This window comes from Candidatus Paraluminiphilus aquimaris (assembly GCF_026230195.1).
GTDB classification, from domain to species: domain Bacteria; phylum Pseudomonadota; class Gammaproteobacteria; order Pseudomonadales; family Halieaceae; genus Luminiphilus; species Luminiphilus aquimaris.
Genome location: NZ_CP036501.1, coordinates 2564766 through 2587345, shown reverse-complemented (window position 1 = coordinate 2587345; position 22580 = coordinate 2564766). Strand labels below are relative to the sequence as shown.

Annotated in this window: 26 protein-coding genes; 16 read left to right on the top strand and 10 right to left on the bottom strand. The window is 52.6% G+C overall.

Annotation, left to right across the window (positions count from 1 at the left end; translation table 11 throughout):
• Positions 1 to 50: 50 nt before the first annotated feature.
• Positions 51 to 1688 carry a methionine--tRNA ligase gene (gene metG / locus E0F26_RS11850; protein ID WP_320416189.1) on the bottom strand — a complete coding sequence of 546 codons (1638 nt, stop codon included), beginning with the start codon at positions 1686 to 1688 and terminating at the stop codon, positions 51 to 53.
• Positions 1689 to 1837: 149 nt separating this feature from the next.
• On the opposite strand from metG, the gene E0F26_RS11845 reads away from it, so the two are divergent.
• Both E0F26_RS11845 and dcd read left to right on the top strand, forming a co-directional pair.
• Positions 1838 to 2650, top strand: coding sequence for an Mrp/NBP35 family ATP-binding protein (locus E0F26_RS11845; protein WP_320416188.1), 813 nt, complete (start codon positions 1838 to 1840; stop codon positions 2648 to 2650).
• A gap of 44 nt (positions 2651 to 2694) precedes the next feature.
• Complete coding sequence (gene dcd / locus E0F26_RS11840) at positions 2695 to 3261, top strand: dCTP deaminase (protein ID WP_279241872.1); 567 nt, start codon at positions 2695 to 2697, stop codon at positions 3259 to 3261.
• Between the two features lie 227 nt (positions 3262 to 3488).
• Here the strand turns inward: dcd and E0F26_RS11835 are convergent, their stop codons facing one another.
• Genes E0F26_RS11835 through purM form a run of 3 tightly spaced genes read right to left on the bottom strand, consistent with a single transcriptional unit; the run spans position 3489 to position 5974 of the window.
• Positions 3489 to 4220, bottom strand: coding sequence for a DUF3108 domain-containing protein (locus E0F26_RS11835; protein ID WP_279241871.1), 732 nt, complete (start codon positions 4218 to 4220; stop codon positions 3489 to 3491).
• On the bottom strand, positions 4210 to 4899 hold the full coding sequence (gene purN / locus E0F26_RS11830) for a phosphoribosylglycinamide formyltransferase (protein WP_279241870.1): 690 nt from the start codon (positions 4897 to 4899) through the stop codon (positions 4210 to 4212). The genes E0F26_RS11835 and purN overlap by 11 nt, the downstream gene beginning before the upstream one ends.
• Before the next feature lie 34 nt (positions 4900 to 4933).
• On the bottom strand, positions 4934 to 5974 hold the full coding sequence (purM, locus tag E0F26_RS11825) for a phosphoribosylformylglycinamidine cyclo-ligase (protein WP_279241869.1): 1041 nt from the start codon (positions 5972 to 5974) through the stop codon (positions 4934 to 4936).
• 88 nt (positions 5975 to 6062) lie between these two features.
• On the opposite strand from purM, the gene E0F26_RS11820 reads away from it, so the two are divergent.
• From E0F26_RS11820 to E0F26_RS11810, 3 genes are read left to right on the top strand one after another with little or no spacing between them, the layout of a single operon-like run.
• Positions 6063 to 7112 (top strand): DUF2066 domain-containing protein, encoded by a 1050-nt coding sequence (locus tag E0F26_RS11820; RefSeq protein ID WP_279241868.1) that lies wholly within the window; start codon positions 6063 to 6065, stop codon positions 7110 to 7112.
• Positions 7112 to 8194, top strand: a complete 1083-nt coding sequence (locus E0F26_RS11815; protein WP_279241867.1) for an AI-2E family transporter — start codon at positions 7112 to 7114, stop codon at positions 8192 to 8194. The genes E0F26_RS11820 and E0F26_RS11815 overlap by 1 nt, the downstream gene beginning before the upstream one ends.
• A 9-nt stretch (positions 8195 to 8203) precedes the next feature.
• Positions 8204 to 8896, top strand: a complete 693-nt coding sequence (locus E0F26_RS11810) for a DnaA ATPase domain-containing protein (protein WP_279241866.1) — start codon at positions 8204 to 8206, stop codon at positions 8894 to 8896.
• 59 nt (positions 8897 to 8955) lie between these two features.
• Here E0F26_RS11810 and E0F26_RS11805 read toward each other — a convergent pair whose 3' ends face one another.
• Positions 8956 to 9729: a queuosine precursor transporter gene (locus tag E0F26_RS11805; protein ID WP_320416200.1), complete on the bottom strand. Its 774-nt coding sequence runs from the start codon at positions 9727 to 9729 to the stop codon at positions 8956 to 8958.
• A gap of 8 nt (positions 9730 to 9737) precedes the next feature.
• The gene (locus E0F26_RS11800) at positions 9738 to 10442 is read right to left on the bottom strand and encodes an SDR family NAD(P)-dependent oxidoreductase (RefSeq protein WP_279241864.1); all 705 of its coding nucleotides are present in this window, start codon (positions 10440 to 10442) and stop codon (positions 9738 to 9740) included.
• A 230-nt stretch (positions 10443 to 10672) separates the two neighbouring features.
• Here E0F26_RS11800 and E0F26_RS11795 point away from each other — a divergent pair, with 230 nt between their 5' ends.
• Positions 10673 to 11155, top strand: coding sequence for a 6-pyruvoyl trahydropterin synthase family protein (locus E0F26_RS11795; RefSeq protein ID WP_279241863.1), 483 nt, complete (start codon positions 10673 to 10675; stop codon positions 11153 to 11155).
• Between the two features lie 183 nt (positions 11156 to 11338).
• On the opposite strand, the gene E0F26_RS11790 is transcribed toward E0F26_RS11795, so the two are convergent.
• Positions 11339 to 11755, bottom strand: coding sequence for a TlpA disulfide reductase family protein (locus E0F26_RS11790; RefSeq protein ID WP_279241862.1), 417 nt, complete (start codon positions 11753 to 11755; stop codon positions 11339 to 11341).
• Between the two features lie 99 nt (positions 11756 to 11854).
• On the opposite strand from E0F26_RS11790, the gene wrbA reads away from it, so the two are divergent.
• Genes wrbA through E0F26_RS11770 form a run of 4 tightly spaced genes read left to right on the top strand, consistent with a single transcriptional unit; the run spans position 11855 to position 15349 of the window.
• Positions 11855 to 12460, top strand: coding sequence for an NAD(P)H:quinone oxidoreductase (gene wrbA, locus E0F26_RS11785; RefSeq protein ID WP_279241861.1), 606 nt, complete (start codon positions 11855 to 11857; stop codon positions 12458 to 12460).
• Positions 12457 to 12825: a DUF2069 domain-containing protein gene (locus E0F26_RS11780; RefSeq protein ID WP_279241860.1), complete on the top strand. Its 369-nt coding sequence runs from the start codon at positions 12457 to 12459 to the stop codon at positions 12823 to 12825. Before wrbA ends, E0F26_RS11780 begins: the two co-directional genes overlap by 4 nt.
• 12 nt (positions 12826 to 12837) lie before the next feature.
• Entirely contained in the window at positions 12838 to 14655 is a 1818-nt protein-coding gene (gene sppA, locus E0F26_RS11775; protein WP_279241859.1) for a signal peptide peptidase SppA, read from the top strand.
• Entirely contained in the window at positions 14639 to 15349 is a 711-nt protein-coding gene (locus E0F26_RS11770; protein ID WP_279241858.1) for an NUDIX hydrolase, read from the top strand. Before sppA ends, E0F26_RS11770 begins: the two co-directional genes overlap by 17 nt.
• Positions 15350 to 15473: 124 nt before the next feature.
• On the opposite strand, the gene E0F26_RS11765 is transcribed toward E0F26_RS11770, so the two are convergent.
• Positions 15474 to 16037, bottom strand: coding sequence for a DUF3806 domain-containing protein (locus tag E0F26_RS11765; RefSeq protein WP_279241857.1), 564 nt, complete (start codon positions 16035 to 16037; stop codon positions 15474 to 15476).
• A 42-nt stretch (positions 16038 to 16079) separates the two neighbouring features.
• On the opposite strand from E0F26_RS11765, the gene dapA reads away from it, so the two are divergent.
• The 3 genes from dapA to E0F26_RS11750 are packed head-to-tail and all read left to right on the top strand — an operon-like array spanning position 16080 to position 18792.
• Positions 16080 to 16952 (top strand): 4-hydroxy-tetrahydrodipicolinate synthase, encoded by an 873-nt coding sequence (dapA, locus tag E0F26_RS11760; protein ID WP_279241856.1) that lies wholly within the window; start codon positions 16080 to 16082, stop codon positions 16950 to 16952.
• Entirely contained in the window at positions 16940 to 18001 is a 1062-nt protein-coding gene (bamC, locus tag E0F26_RS11755; RefSeq protein ID WP_279241855.1) for an outer membrane protein assembly factor BamC, read from the top strand. The genes dapA and bamC overlap by 13 nt, the downstream gene beginning before the upstream one ends.
• Positions 18001 to 18792 carry an MBL fold metallo-hydrolase gene (locus E0F26_RS11750; RefSeq protein WP_279241854.1) on the top strand — a complete coding sequence of 264 codons (792 nt, stop codon included), beginning with the start codon at positions 18001 to 18003 and terminating at the stop codon, positions 18790 to 18792. Before bamC ends, E0F26_RS11750 begins: the two co-directional genes overlap by 1 nt.
• Here E0F26_RS11750 and E0F26_RS11745 read toward each other — a convergent pair.
• Positions 18735 to 19640 carry a lysophospholipid acyltransferase family protein gene (locus E0F26_RS11745; RefSeq protein WP_279241853.1) on the bottom strand — a complete coding sequence of 302 codons (906 nt, stop codon included), beginning with the start codon at positions 19638 to 19640 and terminating at the stop codon, positions 18735 to 18737. The two genes, E0F26_RS11750 and E0F26_RS11745, sit on opposite strands and share 58 nt — an antisense overlap.
• On the bottom strand, positions 19637 to 20194 hold the full coding sequence (locus tag E0F26_RS11740) for a hypothetical protein (protein ID WP_279241852.1): 558 nt from the start codon (positions 20192 to 20194) through the stop codon (positions 19637 to 19639). Before E0F26_RS11740 ends, E0F26_RS11745 begins: the two co-directional genes overlap by 4 nt.
• Before the next feature lie 105 nt (positions 20195 to 20299).
• Here E0F26_RS11740 and E0F26_RS11735 point away from each other — a divergent pair, with 105 nt between their 5' ends.
• Genes E0F26_RS11735 through E0F26_RS11725 form a run of 3 tightly spaced genes read left to right on the top strand, consistent with a single transcriptional unit; the run spans position 20300 to position 22571 of the window.
• Positions 20300 to 21367: a hypothetical protein gene (locus tag E0F26_RS11735; protein ID WP_279241851.1), complete on the top strand. Its 1068-nt coding sequence runs from the start codon at positions 20300 to 20302 to the stop codon at positions 21365 to 21367.
• Positions 21364 to 22143 carry a class I SAM-dependent methyltransferase gene (locus E0F26_RS11730; RefSeq protein ID WP_279241850.1) on the top strand — a complete coding sequence of 260 codons (780 nt, stop codon included), beginning with the start codon at positions 21364 to 21366 and terminating at the stop codon, positions 22141 to 22143. Before E0F26_RS11735 ends, E0F26_RS11730 begins: the two co-directional genes overlap by 4 nt.
• On the top strand, positions 22140 to 22571 hold the full coding sequence (locus E0F26_RS11725) for a hypothetical protein (protein WP_279241849.1): 432 nt from the start codon (positions 22140 to 22142) through the stop codon (positions 22569 to 22571). The genes E0F26_RS11730 and E0F26_RS11725 overlap by 4 nt, the downstream gene beginning before the upstream one ends.
• The last annotated feature ends 9 nt before the right edge of the window (positions 22572 to 22580 follow it).

The window sequence follows — 22580 nt, the reverse complement described above, 5'->3', positions numbered from 1 at the left end:
CGATCGAACAGTGATAGTTTGGAATAGCAATAGTGCCTGGCGTTATCGGTTTAATGCTTACTCGCTTCCACCATGGCTGTCACAGCCTCGGGGTCGATTCTCTGAATTAGTGGCGAGAACTTGTTGATCTTATGACCTTCCAGCGGGCCTTGCAGGTCAGTCCAGTTAAGCGTTAGCCCCAAGAATTCCTCACTCTTTTGTCCCATAACCGGCAGAACGGGCTTCAAGTAAGTCATGAGTACCCTGAAACAGTTAATACCCACCGAGCAGGCATCTTGAACGTCTTGATCGCGACCCTCTTCTTTGGCGAGAACCCACGGCTTCTTCTCATCGATATATTGGTTTGCGCGATCCGCCAGGGCGATAATTTCACGCATTGCGCGCTGGAAATCGCGCGTTTCGTAGAGAGCAGCAATCGAATCACCGGCACTGATAAGCTCATTGATAAACGCGGGCTCACTGCAAGTAGTGCTGATTTCGTTGTCGAAGCGTTTACGCAAGAACCCCGAGCAGCGACTCGCGATATTCACTACTTTGCCAACAAGATCGCTGTTAACTCGCTGTATAAAATCCTCGAGATTCAAGTCCATGTCGTCGACATTAGGGCTGAGTTTCGCGGCAAAGTAATAGCGGAGATATTCCGCGTCGAGGTGGTCAAGGTAGGTGGACGCCATAATAAACGTACCGCGGCTTTTTGACATTTTGGTCCCATCTACGGTTAGGAACCCGTGCGCAAAAATCGCAGTCGGCTGACGCAGTCCAGCACTCGCTAACATGGCGGGCCAGAACAGCCCGTGAAAGTTAATGATGTCCTTGCCGATGAAATGATAGAGCTCTGTGTCATTACCCGGCTGCCAGAAGCTCTCGAAATCATCCCCGGTTCGCGCGCACAGATTTTGATGGCTCGCGATGTAGCCTATGGGTGCGTCCAGCCACACATAAAAATACTTTTCGGGATACCCCGGGATCTCAAAGCCAAAATAGGGTGCATCTCGCGAGATGTCCCAATCCTGGAGTCCAGCATCAATCCATTCTCGAAGTTTATTAGCAATCGGCGTCTGCAGTTGCTCACCCGAGACCCAATCCGCCAAGAGCTCTTGAAAGGCGCTCAGCTTGAAAAATAAATGATCAGATGCTTTTTCGACGGGTGTGGAACCGGACAAGGCAGAGATTGGATCGATGACTTCCGTGGGCGAGTAAGTCGCGCCGCAGGCTTCGCAATTATCGCCGTACTGGTCCGGGGTCTTACATTTTGGGCACGTACCTTTAATAAAGCGATCGGCCAGAAATAGACCTTTTACCTCGTCGTAGGCTTGCACAACACTTCTCACAGCAATGTGATCGTTGGCTTCCAAACGTTGGAAAATCGTCTCAGACCAGGCTTTATTTTCAGGCGAGTGCGTTGAATGGTAGTTGTCGAACGAAATGTGAAAACCAGCTGAATCGGCTTCGTGCAACGCCTTAATATTTCCGATGTGGGCTTGGGGGGTGACGCCCTGTTTTTCCGCCGACAACATGATGGCGGTACCGTGAGCGTCGTCGGCGCAGACATACTGGCAATGGTTGCCGCGTGAGCGTTGAAACCTTACCCAAATATCGGTTTGCACTTGCTCTAACATGTGCCCCAAGTGCAATGGAGCGTTAGCGTAGGGCAGGGCAGACGTGACGAGTATCTTGCGCGATGACATTGATTATGGGCTCACTGTAAAACGGGCGCTATTGTAGCGTTACAGGACGATCGGGAACAGCTGTTGTCACTTGTTCACAACTGATTACATATCACCTATCGGAGAGCTGCTGATATATACTCGCGACTTTTTCGGTGGAGGCTAAAATAGTGCAGGGCGTCAGCACAGTTAAGCATGTCGTGGCCATAGCGTCTGGTAAAGGTGGTGTGGGTAAATCGACCGTATCCGTGAACCTCGCGGTGGCCGCTGCACAGCTCGGCTTTAAAGCGGGACTGCTCGATGCCGATATCTATGGACCGAGCCAAGCCCGCTTACTGGGTGTGGCAGACGGCGTTATGCCTGAGGTGGTTGAAGAAAAGATTTTTCTTCCCATTGAGGCGCAGGGAGTCGCTTCGATGTCGATGGCCTTTTTGACACGTGAAAAAACAGCCATGGTTTGGCGCGGGCCGATGGCCAGCGGAGCACTTCAGCAAATGATTGAATCCACCCGTTGGGGTGATCTGGATGTTTTATTTGTCGATATGCCACCGGGCACAGGCGATATTCAGTTAACACTCTCTCAGAGAACACAACTCTCCGGTGTCGTCGTAGTCACCACTCCCCAAGATATTGCACTCATTGACGCAAGGCGCGCTGTTGAAATGTTCAATAAAGTCTCTGTGCCAGTGCTCGGGATGATTCAGAATATGGCGACGCATGTCTGTTCTAATTGCGGTCATGAAGACCCAATTTTTGGCAGCGAGGGAGGCGAGAACCTAGCAAATGAATACGATTCGCGTTTGCTTGCGAATATTCCTCTGTCGAGACGTATTCGCGAAACTAGCGACGCAGGAGAGCCGATTGTTCTTGCAGAGCCAGATAACGCAGGCGCATTAGCTTACCGTGATGCCGCATCGGTCATTATGGCATCGCTGGATAAGGCTGCGCGCCCTGCAGCGCCCACTATAAGCATGACTGACTAGGCATGGTAAGCCCGGCTCAGTAACAAAAAACTTCAGGAGTAAATGTGAGTATTAAGTCAGATCTTTGGATTCGTCGAATGGCCGATCAGCACAAAATGATTGAGCCCTTTGAAGCAGGGCAAGTCAGACACAAGGACGGTGAAAAGCTGATTTCCTACGGTACGTCCAGCTATGGCTACGACGTGCGTTGCTCTCGTGAATTTAAAGTCTTCACTAATATTAACTCGGCAACGGTTGACCCTAAGGCATTCGATAGCAACTCCTTTGTTGACGTCGAGAGCGATGTTTGTGTCATACCACCCAACTCGTTTGCGCTCGCTCGCACGGTCGAATACTTCAGAATACCCCGGAATGTATTGACGGTCTGTCTGGGTAAGTCGACCTATGCACGCTGCGGCATTATCGTAAATGTGACGCCACTAGAACCCGAGTGGGAGGGGCATGTCACACTCGAGTTTTCCAATACCACCACGCTGCCTGCAAAAATCTACGCAAATGAAGGCGTAGCGCAAATGTTGTTCTTTGAGTCTGACGAGGTTTGCGAGACGAGCTATGCTGACCGTGGAGGAAAATACCAGGGGCAGACGGGCGTCACGTTGCCAAAGACATAAGTCTTTTTGAGCAACTCGCCACGTAGCCTAGGGGCGGGATATCCAAGCCCTACAAAAAAAGCCGAGTAAGTATTCGGGTTTAAGGCGTGGTGCGACGCCATGGGTGCCCCCAGTCTCGATTGGCATTCTGCTCTGCACATCATCTTGGTTGAACCAAAAGGACGCGGTTTAAACTCAGTGCATGGGGTGCGGGCGCGTTGTCACTAGCGGTGGGCGGAAAATGCCACCTAATCCAGCCAAGTGAGTGTCTTAATGTCCACTTTAATGGTTGAGGCGCCCTCGACGTGCTTCGTCTTTAACATCAGGTAGTCGAGGCTGGGTGCCAGCCATATCTCCGAGGCCCGTTTTTTAGGATTTTTGTGTTGCGCCTGATAGCGAACGGTATCTATTTCACCGAGCGGTGTTTTTAGGGTCTCATTGGGTAATCTAAGCCAAGACTTATCACTAATCTTGGCACCGTCCACGACACGGAACTGTAAGGTGCTGGGTGGTTCACTCGAGCGCATAAGTGTCAGTCGCAGCTGCTGTTGCTGCGAAAACTGATCGAGTATGCCGGGTGACAAGGGGTGCTCGGTCCACTTGCCACGCTTCAAGCTTTTGATTAAACCATTCTCTGTATCGAATTCAACGGAGCGCTTGTTGGTCTTCAAGGTCCTGACTTTTGAATCAAAACGGATGCCTTCAATACCGGTTTCGTTTATTCGGAACTCGGCCGATTCATCCATCTTAATGAGAAAATTTTTACCGCTACTCTTTAGGCGGTAAACATCGCCCTCGCGCACTAATGTTCGCGTTAAATCGAGTGTCATGCCGAGTGCGCTTGTCTCATATACGGCCTCAAAGGGCCTTATTTTGAACGCCTCAGCTAAAGCCGATGAACAATTTATGGAAGTCATAACGAGCGAGAGGGCGGCGGTCATTTGCCAGCCAAAACACCGTGACAAGTGTTTATTCACCACGGGGGTGTTTCCACTGGGCACCCGTGGGTGGCAAGAGCTCACCATCGAGTTGTGCGCCCTGGTTTGCGTGAACTACACGCCCTTGCAAGTGCCAATTTACCGCCTCGGGAAATATAAGGTGTTCAACCTCAAGCACCTTACAAGCGAGTGTTTGAGCATCATCAGTGTTCGCTATGTTGACTCGCGCCTGCAGGATTGCAGGACCCCCATCAAGTTCATTGGTTACGTAGTGCACAGTGGCTCCCGCTTCTTTATCACCCGCATCGATGGCGCGTTGATGCGTATGCAGACCTGCGTATTTAGGCAACAAAGACGGGTGAATGTTCACCAACTTGCCTAAAAATCGATTGATAAAGACGGGGGTTAAAATGCGCATGAAGCCCGCAAGGACAACGACGTCAGGGTTATGAGCCGCGACCTCGTCTGCGAGCGCCGCATCAAAAGCTTCGCGCGTTGCGAACTGTTGGTGATCAATAACAGTTGTCGCAATACCACGATTTCTGGCGGTGATGATGCCTTGAGCGTCGGGTCGGTTACTGATGACGCTGACAATGTTTCCCGCAAGCGCTCCGCTAGTGGCAGCCTCTAGGAAGACTTCCATATTTGAGCCCCGGCCCGAAATCAGAATGACAATGTTCTTCAATGATTTCTTCGCGGGCGTTGTAATCGACTCTTGCAAGGATATGTCCTAAGGCCGTCTCAGTGGGCTTCACTCAGGAACTGAATACGACCGAGCCATCACCAGCTTCGATGCGTCCCAGCTCCCAGCAGTCTAGGCCGTGATCACTGAGAAGCTGGATGGCCGCTTCAGCTTTTGCTGGACCGACGATTACCGTCATGCCAACACCACAGTTAAAGGTTCGGTGCATCTCTTCTTCAGCGACGCCCCCCGCCTCTGCAAGCCATGTGAATACTGGCGGCATATCCCAAGAGGTCTTATCCAGAACGGCTGAGCACCCTTCAGGCAGCACGCGCGGAATATTCTCTAACAGACCCCCGCCCGTAATGTGCGCAAGCGCATGGGGCTTTATCTCGCGCTGAAGCGCAAGGAGGGGTTTATTGTAAATTTGTGTGGGCGCCATTAACGCATCAGCAAGCGTTGTTGATCCGCAGGGGCTCGCAAGGTCAACGCCCGAGATATCAATAATTTTTCGGATAAGCGAGTAGCCGTTTGAGTGGGGGCCGGACGACGCAATGCCTATGATGACATCCCCTGGCGCAACCTTATGGCCATCGATTATTTGATTTTTCTCAACGACACCGACACAAAAGCCAGCAAGGTCATAGTCCTCACCTTCATACATGCCTGGCATCTCAGCCGTCTCGCCGCCCACCAGCGCAGCACCTGCCAATTCGCAGCCTTTCCCGATGCCTTCAATGACCTTGGCGGCCACATCAATATTGAGTTTTCCAGTCGCGTAGTAGTCTAAAAATAAGAGGGGCTCAGCACCCACAACCGCGATATCGTTGCTGCACATGGCAACCAAGTCGATGCCAATCGTGTCGTGCCTTCCCAATTGCATTGCCAGACGAAGTTTCGTGCCAACGCCATCGGTACCGGATACCAACACTGGGCTGCGATAGCCCTCTGGAATTTCGCAAAGTGCACCGAAGCCCCCGAGCCCACCGAGCACTTCAGGACGCCGTGTAGCTTTTGAAACGTGTTTGATACGGTCTACTAAAGCATTGCCGGCGTCGATATCAACGCCCGCATCTTTGTAAGTTAATCCTTGGGTTTGTTGCCGGTCTGTCATAACGTCCCTCTCGTATGGTCGGGAAGATTACTCGTTGCCTTTACTTGAGGAAAGCGACCAACGCAACTTTCGCTGGTAAACTGCAAATATGAGACGTATTTACGCTAACCCTTTGGTAATTTTGATCACCACCGCGTGTTTGTTCGGTAGTGGCATCGCGCTCGCGGCGGATGAATTTTTCGCCGAGGCGGTGGCTGTTGAGGACCGCAGTGCGGGTGAGTTGGCGCGAGCTGCTGGTGACGCTCTGACCCGGGTGTTTGTAAGAGTTTCAGGGGATGAGCAAATCTTAGATGAGGCGCCATTTAACGAAGCGGTACAAAACGCGCAGTCACATGTGTTGCTCTACAGCTACCAAGATGATCAGGCCGGTGGCACCCGTGTCTTTTTCGAATTCGACGATGCGTTTGTTAGAAGTTTGTTCAGAGACCATTCGATATTGTACTGGGAGCAGCGTCGGCCGCCGCTGGTAATTTGGTTAGCACTCGATGAGCCGTTTTCAAGGCGTTTTGCTGCCCGATCGGACGATGTGGAATTGCTGGCGCCTTCGCTGGAGCGCTTGGAGTTACGTGGAGTAGAGGTCCGTTTTCCACTGCTAGACCTCGCCGATTCTGCTGCGCTGTCGGTAAACGCTATTTGGGAGCGAGACTTCGATCAAGTTAGACGTGCCTCAGCGAGATATGGAACGGAGCACGCGCTGGTGGGGCGTTGGATCGATTTGAGCGACGGAAGCAAGTTGGTTGACTGGTACTACGTTGGGCCAGAGCAGTCAGAGAACCTGCAATTTCGGGCCACTGAGCTCTCCGATATTTGGGATCGCGGTGTCGATTTGGCAGTGGATGCGATGCGTGATTCACTGGCTGTGACCTTGCAGCAGTTCGAGATGTCAGAAGCAATTGCCGTGTCTGTCAAAGGCGTTAAGTCCTATGCCGATTATCGCGCCATATCCAGTGTCTTTGATGAGCTCGGACAGCTCGTTGATTTACGAATTGACTCCTTGAACGGTGACACGGTGATTTATCGCGTTGTGGGTGTTCCTTCGGCGGAGCAAGTTGCACGACTCATTCCTTCTCGCTCGGGCCTGCTGGCTCAGCCCGTTACACGTCGTGGCGAGCTTGAATTGATTTGGGAGTCTTTCTAATGAGCGACCTCGAGCGTTATAAGCCCTCACAAACGCCATGGCTGGGTATCGCGATCGTGACAGCCCTTGCACTCGTTGCCCTAATTGGGCTGAGAGACATTTTAATGCCGTTCGCGATTGGCGCCTTGATCGCTTATCTGGGGGATCCTATGGTTGATCGCCTTGAAAATCGTGGCTTTGGACGCACAAGTGGTGTGGCGATCGTTTTTGCACTCTTCATAGGACTGCTCATCCTGATAATAGCTGTGGTCGCTCCCATCCTCTTACAGCAACTATCCGATGTTGCTGCAGGTATTCCTGACGCTTATCGCTGGTTAGCATTGGTTGCGGTGCCAAAACTACAGGCTTGGCTCAGTCTGACGCCCATCAACCTACCCGAGATCGATTGGCAGACAAGTCTTAGCGAACACTGGTCTTCAGTCGGTAAGATGACGGGCGGCGTCGTGCAACAAGTCACCGCCTCGAGCCTCTCACTCCTCACTGGCCTTCTCAACGTGGCCCTGGTGCCCGTTGTCGCTTTTTATTTGATGCGAGATTGGGACGTCATGATGGCGGCCATCATGAAACTAGTGCCTCGTGCAATGGTGCGAGGAGTTAAAACGGCTATTAACGATGCGCACTCAGTCCTGGAGGCTTTTGTACGGGGCCAGTTGGTCGTCATGAGTGCTCAGGCAGTGATCTACAGCACGGGCCTTTGGTTGATCGGTTTAAACTATGCCGTCGCGCTCGGTCTCTTGGCGGGCGCAGCCAGCATTATTCCTTATGCGGGCGCAGTCATCGGTATCGGTAGTGCACTGATCGTCGCCTATCTGCAATTCGGTCTGGATCTATGGGCCTTGGGCCTCGTCGGATCAGTATTTATTTTCGGTCAGCTCATCGAGAGCTTCGCGCTGACTCCAATGCTGATAGGGGATCGCATTGGGCTCCACCCTGTCGCCGTTATTTTTGCTCTGATGGCGGGTGGGCAACTCGCCGGGTTCACTGGCATTTTGATCGCCTTACCTGTGGCGGCTGTTCTACTCGTGTTTTGTCGGCGATTGGTTGGGGTTTACCTCACCACTGATACCTATCTCGGGGAGTGAGCTGCCCTCATGGACCCCAACCCGACGCAGCTTGTGCTGCCCATTTCCACTGATCCGGACGCAACCTGGGAGCATTGGGTTTCCAGGAGTGAGACTCAGTTATTGGAGCACGCATTGGTGGGCAGTCCGGCATTAACACCGCCTGGCGTGCTCATTTGGGGTGAGGAGGGCTTGGGAAAGAGCCACCTACTGCAGGCTGTTTGCGCACAGCTTGGTCGCGGGGCGAGTTATATTCCGTTGGGTGTCGTAATGGATGCCATGCCGAGCGCCATGCTGGAGGGTATTGAAAGCAGCAGCGCGGTTCTGATTGACGATGTTCATTTGTCTATTACCAAGCCCGAATGGCAGGAGGGGTTGTTTCACTGCTTTAACCGTTGCGTGGCAGCGGGAACGCCTCTTGTTGTCTCATCAAAGACTGCGATCTCAGGTCTCTCGGATTTACTGCCAGACCTAACCTCGCGGCTTGCTTTGCTGACTGGATTTAGGCTGCCAAGTTGGGAGATGGATGCGTTCGAGTCGTTGCTGATTCGTTTGGCAAAGCATCGAGGACTGATTCTTACCGAGGAGGTCGCTCGCTATCTCAACCGGCGCTTGAGGCATACACCTGTTGATGCCTTGGTGGCAATCGAGAAAATTGAGCTCTCAAGTCTCATCGAGCAGCGAACGCCTACTATCCCGTTTTTGAAGACACTCGGGCTTTAGGGCAAAAAAAAGCACATGCCAATACACCGTGCGCTAGGTGCAGTGAGGTGATCAGTCAATTAGCCGGTAGGTTCACTGGCCGCTAACTCACCCTCGTCCAAGACGAGATAACGCCGCAATCGTGCGACCAAAATGTAGAGCGGGATGGTATCCAAAAGGGCGACTGCGGCTTTGAATCCGTAGTTGCTGGCAATCAGAAGCAACAGTGTCTGGAAAGCGATTTCGCCGCGAAAGAAAACAGCGCCAAAGGTCACGGTTACGACCATTATTGAATCGACTAACTGACTGAGAAGCGTGCTGAAGTTGTTGCGGATCCAAAGGTGCTTACCTTTAGTCACCCGTTTCCAGAAGTGAAATAGCTGGACGTCACAATACTGTGCCGTGATGTAGGCAACCATAGAAGCTGTGACAGCGCCGCTTGTCATTGCATACATAAGCGTAAATAGCTCGACGCTGCCCTCAAGCGTCCCGCCCGAGGGAAGGGGTACGGGTTGGGAAAGCTGGAGAATTTGCCAGGGTGGCATGTTTGAAGGGTCAACCGATGCCGCGTAATGCCCCGCCGTCATCACTAATAAAATAAAAGCATTGATGAAGAGGCCAACCGTAACGAGAAAATTGGCGCGCGACTTCCCGTACAGCTCTGAAATCAGATCGGTACACAGAAACGTTAGCGGATAGGGAAGAACGCCAACAGCGAGGGCGAGTGGCCCGAGTTGTATGAACTTGGTGATGCCGATCACATTCAACAACGTCATGGCAGACAAAAATACACCGGCGAGGACGAGAAAAACGCGCTCGCGACGCTCCGTTAGTTCCCCCGCACTGAGTGTCACTTCCAAACTCACCGTTCCATTTGTCCCAGATTGGCATGAATTACTGTGCCGTTAACCACAGGGCTCTGATGCGCCCAGGTTATGACACTCGCTATTTCGTCGGGTGTGACTAAACGTCCGAAGCTATTTTGGGAACCTATTTCATGCATCAATTCGGTGTCCCCGCCTAAGTGTTGCTTGAGCATTTCCGTATCAGTGAATCCGGGGCAGATCATCGCCGTGTGGATTTCAGCGCCGATCAAATCCTGGCAGGTCGCGCGCATTTGGCCCAGCTGCGCGTGTTTACTGATGACGTAACTGTGTGCGCCAGCGACTGCTTTTTCAGATAAAGTCGAGCCGACGTACAGGATGCTTGATCCAGCTACCATGTGGGGTAACAGCTCTCGATTGAGGGTGTTGACCGCTGCCACATTCACTGCCAGCACACGCATCAAATCAGCCGTATCACATTCGCGAACCGTGTCTTTGAGCATCAACGATGCGTTGTGCACCAAGGATATGGATTCGCCTTTGACGGCGGACTCGGCAGCTTCAAGCGCTGCACGCTTAGCACCTTCTTCCGTGCTTAAGTCCGCACTAATGTTGATAACACCTTCAACAGGGCTCGCGCGCCGAGCGATATTAATGACCTTATGGCCAAGCTCAATAAATCGGTGAGCGGTTGCGGCTCCGATTCCCGAACTTGCACCGGTAATGATTGCTGTTTTGCTCATTGCACTCACACTAACGCTAATTTAGGTAGAGATTATCCTACGCGCTGATGATCGGCTAGGATTGCACGAAGCGTATAGGCAATCGTCTCTATCTTGTTGACACTTACCTGACGAGAGGATGTTGCGGCGCCTGTCTGAGTATCAGGGGTTGGTGCTACGAGCACTGAGCGGGCGAAATAGCCGCCGCTCAGCGCATTAATGCAAAACACAAATGTATAAGGAATTGCTCATTGTCTAGGTTGGTCACTCTCCACATCGATAAGCAGGCGCACAAGTTTTCCGCTGCCCACTACACAATTTTTTCTGCAACGGAGCGCGAACGTTTGCATGGTCATAACTACTTTCTGACCACGCGCATCGTCGCCGCCATGGGTGAAAACGGATTCTCGGCAGACTACAACGTCTACAAGCGCCGAATTAAGGCGCTTTGTGATCGTTACGACGAGTACATGCTGTTACCTGAATTCTCGCCCTATCAAACTATTGAGCGGGTGGGTGACGAGATCCATGCGCACTTTGCCGGTCGAGTCTTGAAGTTTTTAGCGGATGAAACTTGGGTGTTGCCGGTCACGAATGTCACGGTTGAGGAGCTGTCACAACTCTTACTTTCTGAGCTTATTGCTGCGGAGGCCGACCCCGATTTAGTTGAGGTTGAGCTGACCGTCTCATCGGGGAGCGGGCAGGCGGCGTCAGCGATTTGGCGCGCGGATTAATTTTTTTAAAAAATTTGTGAACTTTTGCCTATCCGAGTGTTCTTAAATTATGTCCATCAGGCGGCAGTGCGGCGGGCGCAGTGCAAGGGAAACGTCTGGGGGACAGGTGAGAGATCATCTCCCGATTTGAGTGGCTCCTTTATATTCGCCGACTATTTAGTCGGCGTTTTTTTTGCGCCATCGTTAACCCTTGTCAGATCTTATTACCTCAAGGATCGTCTCCTTGGTTTGCGGTCCGACAAGTACAGCCTCAACGTTTCCCGACGGTGATAAAACGACCGTGGTGGGCAGTACATTGGGACGTTCGATACCCAATTGGTGGCTTGGATCCTTAATGTTTTTGAACTCGAGACCTAAATTTAGGGCATCTGAATGCAGCGCCTCACCCGATTTACGATCAAAATTGACACCCAGCACCTCAATGCCTGTGACGCCATTGAGGTGATTAAGCTCGGGAATCTCTTCTCGACAAGGTTTACACCAAACTGCCCAGTAATTAATGACAGTCCAATTATCGCCGTCAAATAGGTCGTCTGAGCCTGAACAGCTTCCGACTGTTACCAGTACAAAGGCTATGATTAATAGTTTGAGTGACCGCATATCGCCCTGTCTTTTTATGGACATCGCCATTATAACGAGGTCCGACTCGCGGTGACGACGTGATATTGTGCATCTTTGCTTTTTTTCGTGAGGTGGCCGGTGGAAGCGCCGTATGTTCTGATCCTTTACTACTCGCGTCACGGTTCCACTGAGACCATGGCTCGTCAAATTGCTCGGGGCGTCTCGCAGGTGCCGGGGGTTGAGGCACGGCTGCGGACTGTACCCCCGGTCAGTGCAGAGACTGACGGGGCGACTCTTCCAGAGGTGCCGGATACTGGGCCGATATATTGCGAGGAAGAGGATCTTCGTCATTGCTCTGCGCTTGCATTGGGTAGCCCCACACGATTTGGAAATATGGCGGCACCGCTTAAATATTTTATCGATGGCACCTCGCCTCTTTGGATAAGCGGTGCGTTAGTCGATAAGCCCGCGGGTGTCTTCACATCAACGGCTTCGCTTCACGGTGGCCAAGAGTCAACATTGCTCAGTATGGCTTTACCACTCATACACCACGGCATGATTTTCGTTGGGTTGCCCTACAGTGCCCCGGAGCTTCATGCCACGCGGACGGGGGGAACGCCCTACGGCGCCAGTCACTGGGCTGAGGCCGGTTCTGATGGGGAACTCTCCGAGCACGAGACCGCCCTGTGCCAAACACTGGGTAAACGCCTTGCTCGTCTTGCCTTAATGGAGATTCCTTCATGACCCCACGTGGAAAGCTTACAGGTCGACTCTGGGCAACCCTTTGGATGCTGAGTGCAGGTCTGATCATTCAGGGTGGATTAGAAGTGTTTGAATTAGGCGCCCGATGGCCGGTTTGGTTGATCTCAATTGCACCGCTGTTGTTATTTCTTATCGGTGTCGCCAGGGATAATCTTCACTGGCTCATTTGGTATTGTTTGTTGCTATTGTTTTATTTCATCAGTGCGGTTGAGGATGCCTTTGCACGACCTCATAACCCTATTGTGATGAGCGGATTAGTAATTGTCGTTTTGCTCTTCTCAGTCTGCACCGCTTACCTCCGGTTCCGGGGACGCGAGAAGCGAGGCAACGAGGAAGCGAGCGAATAAAGAGGGTTGTAGATGGATTTACTCAAAGCAGTATGGCGGATTTTATCGGGTATCAGTAAGGCGATCACGGTTTTAGTACCGCTCTTGTTCCTCGGTATTTTCATCACCGCATTTTCGATAAGTTTGTCGGAGACCGTACCTGAGCCGTTACCTGAGCGGGCAGGGTTGTTAATTGCCCCCAAGGGGCGTCTGGTTGAGAGCAGAACACCACTGGAGCCCGTCGATGCGCTCTTCGCCAGTGAGCTGGCAGGTGAGGTACTGCTGTCTTCGTTGATTGAGGCTATCGACGAAGCAGCTGCTGACTCACGTATTACATCAATCGTACTGGACCTTGAGGATCTGGCAGGGCCCTCCACTAGTCAGGCGATGGAGATTATCCAAGCGATCGAACGTTTTTCGGCGTCAGGAAAACCCATTGTCGCCGTAGGTGATTACTTTAGTCAGTCACACTATCTACTTGCCGCCCAAGCAGATGAGATTATTTTGCACCCGGAGGGTGGTATTAGCCTGATGGGTTTTGGTGTTTACCGCACGTATTTAAAGCAGTTCTTGGACAATATTCGGGTCAAATTCCATGTCTTTCGAGCCGGTGAAAATAAATCGGCAGTAGAGCCTTATCTCCGTGATGACATGTCACCGCAGGAGCGCATTGTCGTCGCACGGTGGCTCAATAGCCTTTGGGACGATTACACGGCGCAAGTAGAGAAGGGGCGCGGTAAGTCCGAGGGCGACGTGACGGCATTCGTTAATGACTTCCCCGCAAGGCTTGAAGCTAATGGGGGCGACTTAGCTCAGGTATTTTTGCAAGAGGGCTATGTCGATGCGCTCTTGAGCGGTGATGAGGTCGATGTCCGTGTGACAGAGATCGTGGACGCGGTCGATGATGACGGCGACGTCGTTTTGGTGGGCCTTCGTCGTTACCTGATCGATATTCGGCAACCCCGCGATGAGACCGTGGCAACGATTGCCGTGGTGCCCGTGGAGGGCACATTGATACCGGGCGAGAGTATTCAAGGTTCTGCTGGTAGTGAGACGATCGTCAATCAGCTAACAGAGGCAATGGAGTCAGATGCAGCAGCCATTGTTCTGCGCATAAACTCGGGTGGTGGTAGCGTCTTTGCCTCTGAGGAAATTCGCACAAAAGTGCAGGAAATTTCAGAAGCAGGAGTCCCTGTTGTGTCGTCGATGGGGGGCGCCGCGGCATCGGGCGGATATTGGATTGCGGCTGAGACGGATCAAATTTGGGCGTTGCCAACCACCATTACCGGCAGCATTGGCGCCTTTTCTGTTTTTCCAACGATCGAGGGCGTATTCGACTATTTCGGTGCTACTGTTGATGGCGTTGGAACGACGAACATGGCCAGTGGGTTTGATCCAGCACAGCCCTTGGATGAGAACACGCGTCGTATTTTCCAAGCGATGATCGACGGTGTTTACAACGAGTTTTTGGGGTTGGTTGCGGGCGGACGAGACATGACTGTTGAGCAAGTCGATGCCATCGCCGGCGGTCAAGTGTGGATCGGCCGCCAAGCGCTCGAGATTGGCCTCGTGGATGAGCTTGGCGGTTTAAACGATGCGATTAGGGCCGCCGCGGAACTTGCAGGACTTGATGACTACAAGGCGGAGCGATTTGGTGCGCCCATTTCGCCACAACAGTTGGTTTTGGAGGAGCTAGGTAAGAATTTGGAGGTGGCGATGCCTGCGACATTACAAAACGCTGTGGCGTGGCTTGCCCCTTTTCAAGAACCGTTAGTGACGCTGTCGCAACTTCAGGATCCAAAGCACATTTATCTCCAATGTTTTGACTGTAACTATGCTAGCCAGCATTGATCTGCCGATAGGGGATCGCGATGGTGCTGTCTTAGCGGCCACAATTCTACTCATTCGAGACGGTGGCCAAGGGCTTGAAATCCTGCTGCTGAAGCGGAATTCCAACGCAAAAAATATGGCTGATGTATGGATGTTTCCCGGCGGAAAAATCGATGCAGAAGACACGGGTAATACGGAGCTTGAACGCGCAGCTGCGGGTGGGCTGCGAGAGTTAAGTGAGGAGGCCAGCATCTCGCTTGAAGTTGAGTCGCTGACAACGTTCTCTCATTGGTTGACACCGGCGGGTCAAAAACGGCGGTTCGCGACGTGGTTTTTTATTGCTGTCTTACCCGCGGATGCGTCTGTGCAGGTTGATGGCGAGGAAATGGTGGACGCCGTCTGGATAAACCCTCGGCATGCGGTGAGCGAACACAAAGCGGGTCGCTTGAGACTGCCGCCCCCAACTGTTGTGAGTCTGCTCGATGTCGCCGAAAGCGAGACAACTGCCCAGGCGATAGCCAAAGCGGATGCACGCAGGGCGCCGTATTTTTATCCCAAGATTCTCGCAGAAGACCCGGAAAATGTGGTCATGCTGTACCCGGGCGATGCGGGATACGATGGCAGTGACGAACTCGCTCCCGGCGAGCGGCACCGGGCGCGGTGGGTTGACGGTGTTATCGATTACGAACGTAGTTTCGAGTTTGCTTCGCGTTAGCACTCACCAACGCCGTTATGGACTGCCGATTTTATCAGCTGCGTTTACAGGGCCTAGTCCAAAAGGGGATAGCTTAGCGCCGCCTGAGCGCTACAGGCAGTCTCGGTGATGCCCTGCTGTGGCGCTAGTCGGTGGGCATCCAGCGAGCCCCTGGCAGGCGCTTACGTTGCTTGCGCAACTGCTCATCGAAGAGTGCCTTAACCGGCGTTTCTGCCTTAGCGGCAAGTCGGCGCGATATCATGGTGATCGGGAAAATATAAATATCTTGGTCCCGATAGCGAAGGGCGCGTGACCGGCCCGCTCGGTCCCGATAAACCACCCAATCAAAACTGAGCTCCTTCGCAAGTAGGTCTCCAAATACGATTCCCATTGCTTGCTGAGTCTTTGCATCCTCAGGATCGATCCAACGGCGATCGATAATTCTTTGCAGAGTATCCAAGTCCCGACTGGGCATTCCCGATAGCCTGCGGCCAAGACGATTCGCCAGCGCTTCAATAGCGGCACGCTGCTGCACCATATACTGCTTATCTATGGCGCTGAGTGGGCGAATCTGTAGCTCAAAGTCTGAACTATTCGCTGTCTGCACGGTCAAAGCAGTGATAAAAAAAACAAACGAGACGAACATCCACTTCCGTCCCGGTGAAACCGGTTGTGAAACGGCGCTCGACATGGATAATTGCGGCTTCATATTCACCCTCACTACGAATTTCCCCGCCTCAGGAGTACGCTGATGATAACCGGAAGCATCGTTGCGCTGGTAACCCCCATGACAGAGACGGGGGATATTGATTGGGCGGCACTTGAGCGTCTCATCGATTGGCACATCGCGAATGGCACGCAGGCCCTAGGTTTAGTAGGAACAACGGGTGAAGCATCGACCCTCAGCCACCCGGAGCACCGTGAAGTCATTCGCTTCGGAGTGAGTCATGCGGGTGGTCGTATCCCGATTATGGCCGGGACAGGTTCTAACTCCACCTTAGAAGCGGTTGAATTGACCGTATCGGCGGCAGAGGCAGGTGCTGATTGCGCCTTGCTGGTCACGCCTTATTACAATCGGCCGACCCAGGAAGGTTTGTACCAGCACTTCAAAGCGGTCGCAGGGGCCATCAATCTCCCGATCGTGCTCTACAACGTACCCTCGCGTACAGGCTGCGATCTCTCAGTAGAGACAACCCTGCGTCTTAGTCAGATCGAAAATATTGTTGGGCTGAAGGATGCAACCGGTGATGTTGCAAGGGGCGCAGCCCTGATTCAGGCCTTGCCTAAGGGTTTTGCCGTTTATTCAGGAGACGACAGCACCACCTGTGATCTACTCGACGTAGGTGCTGCGGGCTGCATATCGGTTACGGCGAATGTTGCGCCTGCTCAAATGGCGGACATGTGTAAGCTGGCATTGGCAGGCGATATGGCATCAGCGCGAGCCATCGATGATCAAGTGAGGGCGTTACACGGTACACTCTTTATCGAATCCAATCCGATTCCCGTAAAATATGCCATGGGTAAGATGGGGTTGATTGAACCGACGATGAGATTACCGCTTACACCATTGAGTGAGACGCACTGGGATACATTGAACAAGGCGATAGACGAATGCATAAAATAAAAGGCGCTGCCGCATTTCTCATGGCAACACTCGTGAGCGGTTGTAGTTACCTACCTGAGTCGGTGAAGACACTGCCTTGGGAGACTGAGAATGAGCTCTCTGGGGACTACGAGACCGCCATTGAAACCTCGCCCATTGAGGTGCCGTCTGATTTGGATTCTGAGGCGATCCAGCAAGGCTATCCGATCCCAGAGGTGGCTATTAATATCGCGATTCCTGTGACCGGAAAGGTACCTCGGCCTGCTCCACTGACGGCGAGCTCACAGGTAGATGCAGTCCGTTTGCAACGTCTAGGGGGTAGTAGCTGGGCCGTGGTCAACGTGGCGCCAGGTCAGTTATGGCCTCAGGTACGTGCCTTTCTTGTCAGCAGCGGTATCGATGTCTCTAGTGTGGACGCAACTGGTGGTCTGATCGATACAAACTTTGTATTACTGCAGGACCGAGAGCTCGAATCGCGTTTTAGATTCCGCGTGGACTCGGGCGTTCAGCGCAATACGTCTGAGTTGCACATTTTGCAGCAAAATCAGGCGAAGGATATCGATCTAACGTCATGGCCCGAAAATTCGGACGACGACGATCTCGAACAAAAAATGCTTCGCAACATTGCACAGTTTATTGCCAACAATGCGGAGTCAGCGCCCGTTTCGATGATGGCGGGACAGGCGATGACGGGCGCGGGACGCATTTCGCTTGAAGAATCGTCTGCCGGGACACGATTGAAGCTAGCGCTCCCATTCAATCGCGCTTGGGCGGCAACAGAAAAAGGTTTCGCTGATGCGGGCTTTAGAGTCGATGACAAAAATCGAAGTGCAGGATTGTTTTATGTGACTTACCTCGGGCCTGACGGTGAGGACGGCGAGAGTTGGTTTGGGTGGCTTTGGGGCGGCGGTGACAGCGATGATCCGCTCATTGGACGTGAGTTTCAGGTCATGTTGAGTACCGAAGAGCGCAAACTGATTTACATCGACGTGCTCGATGCGCAAGGTCAACCCATCGATCAAATTGAGCAACAGGGATTGCTCATCCTCCTGCAGGGCAATATTACGTAATGTTGCGCCTTGCTTCGCTGGGCTCCGGCAGTAAAGGCAATGCAACACTTGTCGCTTCGCAAGATACCGTTGTGCTGATCGACTGCGGCTTTGGGGTGCGCGAAATGATGGCTCGCCTACCGCGATTGGGGTTGGAGATCACGGACATCGATGCGGTGTTGGTTACGCATGAGCACTCCGACCATATCGCAGGCGTTTCCGCCGTGGCGAAGGCTGCATCCGCGCCCATTTATGCGACACACGGTACGCGACAGTCAGGCAAGTTGGATTCAGCTCGTTCAGTGGTCGAAATTGAGAGCGACTCACGCTTTGCGGTGGGCGACATTGAAGTAAGTGCGGTTACGGTTCCGCACGATGCCAGGCAACCCGTGCAATACCGCTTCTTTCACAACGGGGTGGCGGTGGGTGTGCTCACCGATCTTGGTTGTGTTTCAGCGCACGTGCAAAAAGCTTTCTCAGGTTGCGACATGCTTTTGCTCGAGTTTAACCACGACCTGGACATGCTCAGGCGGGGACCTTATCCAGCAACCTTAAAGCGTCGCGTCGCTGGCGATTACGGTCATTTAAATAATGATCAAGCGATGACAATGCTGACGTCTATGACGTCAGGCACACCTAATATTGTGGTCGCGGGTCACATCTCTGAGCAAAATAACTCTCTTGAGGCGGTGTCAGAAAGGCTTGGAGACTGGTCGAAAGCATCTCAAACACAAGTAATTTACGCCACACAGAGTCAGGGATTTGACTGGATTTCGTCAGATACGGCGCCGCTTTCGGTTAACGTCGCCTGAGGCGGACTTCGTTTCCACCGTCGATTACTCCACAGGTAACTTTCAGGTTCGCTGCGAATCGTTTCCTCGGCGAGTTCCACGTAACGCTCGATCAGCGCTTCTTGCGATAAAGTCCCGGGTTCTCGACAGATTTCAATGAGCTCTACCTCGTAATAACCCCGATTAAGACGTTTTCCGCGGACAAAATAGACAGGATATTGCGTGATATTGGCCAGCGTCGCTGGACCGAGAAAAAAGCCCGCGGGCTGATTCATGAACTGCGTCCAGTGGGCAGTCTCTCGTTTGCCCGGTGCTTGGTCCGCGAGCAGGGCGAGGACGCGAGGTTTACGTCGATTGCGCAATACATGACGACCCATCGCTTTCATTGTGACAAGTGTTGCACCCCAGCGGCCGCGCGACTCCAGCGCAAATCTGTCAGCACCTTTATCGTGCAGCGGTTTATAGACACCATCAAGCGGCGCCGAGGCGGCAAGGCTTGCTCGCTGCATCAACCACTCCCAATTTCCGTGGTGTATTGACAGCAAAATGCCGGGCTTGGGTGTTGTTTCTGAAGAAGCCTGCAACGGCTCCCAGCCAACCAGTTTCATACGTTCTTCTAATTCGGCTTTCGGGATGCGCCAGCCATAGAGTGACTCAATGGCGACTTCAGCGAATTGTTTGTAAAACCGTTTGCGTGTAGTGAGATACCACTCATCGGTCTCGCCGGGAAAGGCCGCCCGCAAATTACGGTCAACGGTCTTGACCCGATATTTGACAACCGATTGAGTAAGCCAGGCAATCACCGTTGATAAATGGTAGGCGTATGCGAGCGGCAGTGCCGCAATAGTGCGGTAGAGCCAGTAAGTCATGACTGGCAGTGCTCCGGTAGCGTGATTTGGATCGCCGACGAAAACTTGGCAACCCCGTCACATTGGAGGGCTGGATTATCGGCCAAGTTAATCCGCTCTACCCGAGGTAGCGATGTCAAGGGCACGCTGTCGATCACATTATTACCGTCAAGCTGCACCTCAATTAGCTCAGTCATAACTGACAGTTCTACGAGATTTCGAATCTCATTATTTGAGAGCTTTAGGCGCCGTAGGTTTGCGAATTGGGAGAGACCGAGCAAGGAGCTAATCCCGGCATCTGAGCAGTTCAAAACCTCTAAACCATCGGCAGTGTATATCTCGAAATCTTCGATGGCTTGCTCAATACAGTTGGCCAGGGCTTTGTCGTTGACGCGATAGTCGGTAAAGAGTCGTTGCGGTGAGTAGACTGGACGGTCATTAAAGGTTACGTCGTATTTATCAATATTTTTGCAGGCGGTCAGGCCCATGAAAACGAAGCTTGCTGCAATAAACTTAGTGGCAACGTTCCTCCTTCGCCTACCGGGCGGCCGCTTTTTAAATAAATGAGTAAACATGACGAAATCCAGTGTCTGAGTCAGTATGATGCCAGTGCAGGCAGCGAAGTTCGAGAACGAATCTCGACGTGCTTATTGGGTTCGTGAGCGTGTAAGGGTGACACGGTGGCACTAGAACAGCTTGAGGCGACATTACAGAAACAATGGCGATTGGGTCAAAGCCTTGTTTTATGCTGGGCCTATGACCCAAGTGGCCTGTTAACGCTTGTTGTCCCTCACTATTTTTTGGGTAACTTCACAGCGCCTGAAGAACACGTATCGGACCCTTTAGCAAACGAGGCGTTTGTCAGGGATCTCTTGTCAGGCTCTAGGCATAAAGGGCACAAAGAGATCTTCGAGATCGCGGCGCGTTTGGGCGTTGCACCGAGTTTCATCAAGTTGGATCTCGCGCCTGCTGACGACGAGGCGACGATTTTAGCCATCGATGAGCTCGTTAAGCGCTATAGCGTCGCTCATGTTGAAGAGCGCGCTGTGGCGCTCTTCGATATTGTAGACTTTTCTTTATTTCGACCCTTCGAGCAGGCGAGCCAGCTTAATAGCTTGTCGTACTCAATGAACTCGGCCTATTCAAAACTGAAGCGCGAGGGTGTTGAAGTAAACTTTGCACGGACTACCACAGGGGATGGTTACTATGTTTGGAATAGGGATTTGGGGGCCTTTCCCAATGTCGACTTGCTTACCTTCTTCCTGCTCGTACTGATTGACAACGCGGTTGCGAGAGAAAAATCGCAAGCGGGTACCGTTCCGGTTCTTCGCTCAGCCTTTCACTTGGGGAGTCACTACGAACTGTCTCAAGCCGAGGGAATAAATCCAACTGTCTTCAGCTACATCGTTGGTGATGTAACGATACGATTGGCCAGACTGATTGAACAGGTACCGCCATGTGGTATCCACTTCGGACAATTTTCCTCCTGTTTACCCGAGTCTGATGCGTTAAAAACAACGTCTGATTTTTTGAATTACGCACGCGATGAGTTGCTGAGTATGTCGGGCCTTCAAATTGGAGAGCGGCAGCTGACAGCAATGGATTTTGAGGACTGGTCGGCAGGCGAGTCCCATGCTCGTACTATTGAATTTAACGACAAACACGGGCTTCGTCAGCAGGCGCTGTCGGTCGGATTTAAAGCGGTTTTGGGTGATGTTCCACTCGAGCTAGGTGTTCGAAATCGATGATGGCATGTGAGGTTATCCCTGCATCTAGATCAGCGGAGCAGGCGGCGAAGCGTGTGGCGAATGAACTTGGACTGCCACTTGCGAGTTCCTACGCTCATGCCGTGGCCCCGGTTGCCTTAGTGGTGGACACTCATGAAGTTTGGTTGCAAGCTCTAGAGAAACCCCGTCCTGGTCGAGTTACGATCGACTTCTCATCGCCTGACATGCTTTACCGTCGTAAATCGGGGCATAACGAACCGCTTGGGCGCGCCGTTGGGGTAAAGAAAGATCTGAAGCCGAGGGTATTTGATGCGACAGCAGGATTAGGTCGAGATGCCTTTGTCCTCGCTGACCTGGGTTGCAACGTCGAGCTTTCGGAGGCATCACCGGTACTGTTTTTTTTGCTGACGCATGCAAAGCAAACCGCGCTGCTGAGTGCCCAGACCAAAGTTGTGGATGCTGCCCAGCGGATGACGATCAGTCGCGGGGACAGTGCGCAGCGCTCCCTCGCGGGGTTCGATGTGATTTACCTCGACCCTATGTTTCCTGATCGAAGTAAATCAGCTGCAGTCAAAAAAGATCTCGCGACCGTTCAGGCGCTTCTTGAAAACGATGCAACCGGCGAGCAGGGGGCGGCGCTGCTGGATTGGGCACTGTCGCAACCCGTTGGGCGCGTAGTGATAAAGCGACCCGCAAAATCCCCTTATTTGGGAGGCATGAAACCCTCCCATGCAATTTCCGGTAAAACGGTGAGATTCGATGTTTTGGTGCGGCCTAATGCCAAGGGAGAGTTGTGAGAACGTCATTGCTATTGTTGGATTACGTACCGACGCCTGAGCTGAAAAAACAGCACACGATGACTTACGTGGGTTTGGCGTTGGGGGACGACGACCTCGTCGACAGCGTGATCGCGGTCGACTTGGCTACGGTTGAAGGGCAGGCTCGCGTGATGGATTGGCTCCGCCAGAATACGGTCCCGAGCTGCGTAAAGTGCCGTTTAGATAGTCCAGACTTTGAGGGCGCCGCCTCGGAATTCTTACAAGCTAAGGTTGTTGGCGTGACCCGGATTCTCGAAGCAACGCTCATGTTAAGTGCGTCGATTCACTGGGAGTTTATCATCGACGCAAATGCCGATATTTGGTCAAAATCCTGTGAGGCGTACTTTAGGACGCTCGCTCAGGGTCTCGCTACACAACTACCGCAGGCCAAAATCACCTTTGTATGAGGTTCGGCG

Bases quoted from the DNA above. Each gene is read 5' to 3' on its own strand.
- metG (WP_320416189.1), bottom strand. From the start codon at position 1,688: ATGTCATCGCGCAAGATACTCGTCACGTCTGCCCTGCCCTACGCTAAC.
- purM (WP_279241869.1), bottom strand. From the start codon at position 5,974: ATGACAGACCGGCAACAAACCCAAGGATTAACTTACAAAGATGCGGGC.
- E0F26_RS11820 (WP_279241868.1), top strand. From the start codon at position 6,063: ATGAGACGTATTTACGCTAACCCTTTGGTAATTTTGATCACCACCGCG.
- E0F26_RS11815 (WP_279241867.1), top strand. From the start codon at position 7,112: ATGAGCGACCTCGAGCGTTATAAGCCCTCACAAACGCCATGGCTGGGT.
- E0F26_RS11810 (WP_279241866.1), top strand. From the start codon at position 8,204: ATGGACCCCAACCCGACGCAGCTTGTGCTGCCCATTTCCACTGATCCG.
- E0F26_RS11800 (WP_279241864.1), bottom strand. From the start codon at position 10,442: ATGAGCAAAACAGCAATCATTACCGGTGCAAGTTCGGGAATCGGAGCC.
- E0F26_RS11790 (WP_279241862.1), bottom strand. From the start codon at position 11,755: ATGCGGTCACTCAAACTATTAATCATAGCCTTTGTACTGGTAACAGTC.
- E0F26_RS11780 (WP_279241860.1), top strand. From the start codon at position 12,457: ATGACCCCACGTGGAAAGCTTACAGGTCGACTCTGGGCAACCCTTTGG.
- sppA (WP_279241859.1), top strand. From the start codon at position 12,838: ATGGATTTACTCAAAGCAGTATGGCGGATTTTATCGGGTATCAGTAAG.
- E0F26_RS11770 (WP_279241858.1), top strand. From the start codon at position 14,639: ATGCTAGCCAGCATTGATCTGCCGATAGGGGATCGCGATGGTGCTGTC.
- E0F26_RS11765 (WP_279241857.1), bottom strand. From the start codon at position 16,037: ATGAAGCCGCAATTATCCATGTCGAGCGCCGTTTCACAACCGGTTTCA.
- dapA (WP_279241856.1), top strand. From the start codon at position 16,080: ATGATAACCGGAAGCATCGTTGCGCTGGTAACCCCCATGACAGAGACG.
- bamC (WP_279241855.1), top strand. From the start codon at position 16,940: ATGCATAAAATAAAAGGCGCTGCCGCATTTCTCATGGCAACACTCGTG.
- E0F26_RS11750 (WP_279241854.1), top strand. From the start codon at position 18,001: ATGTTGCGCCTTGCTTCGCTGGGCTCCGGCAGTAAAGGCAATGCAACA.
- E0F26_RS11745 (WP_279241853.1), bottom strand. From the start codon at position 19,640: ATGACTTACTGGCTCTACCGCACTATTGCGGCACTGCCGCTCGCATAC.
- E0F26_RS11740 (WP_279241852.1), bottom strand. From the start codon at position 20,194: ATGTTTACTCATTTATTTAAAAAGCGGCCGCCCGGTAGGCGAAGGAGG.
- E0F26_RS11730 (WP_279241850.1), top strand. From the start codon at position 21,364: ATGATGGCATGTGAGGTTATCCCTGCATCTAGATCAGCGGAGCAGGCG.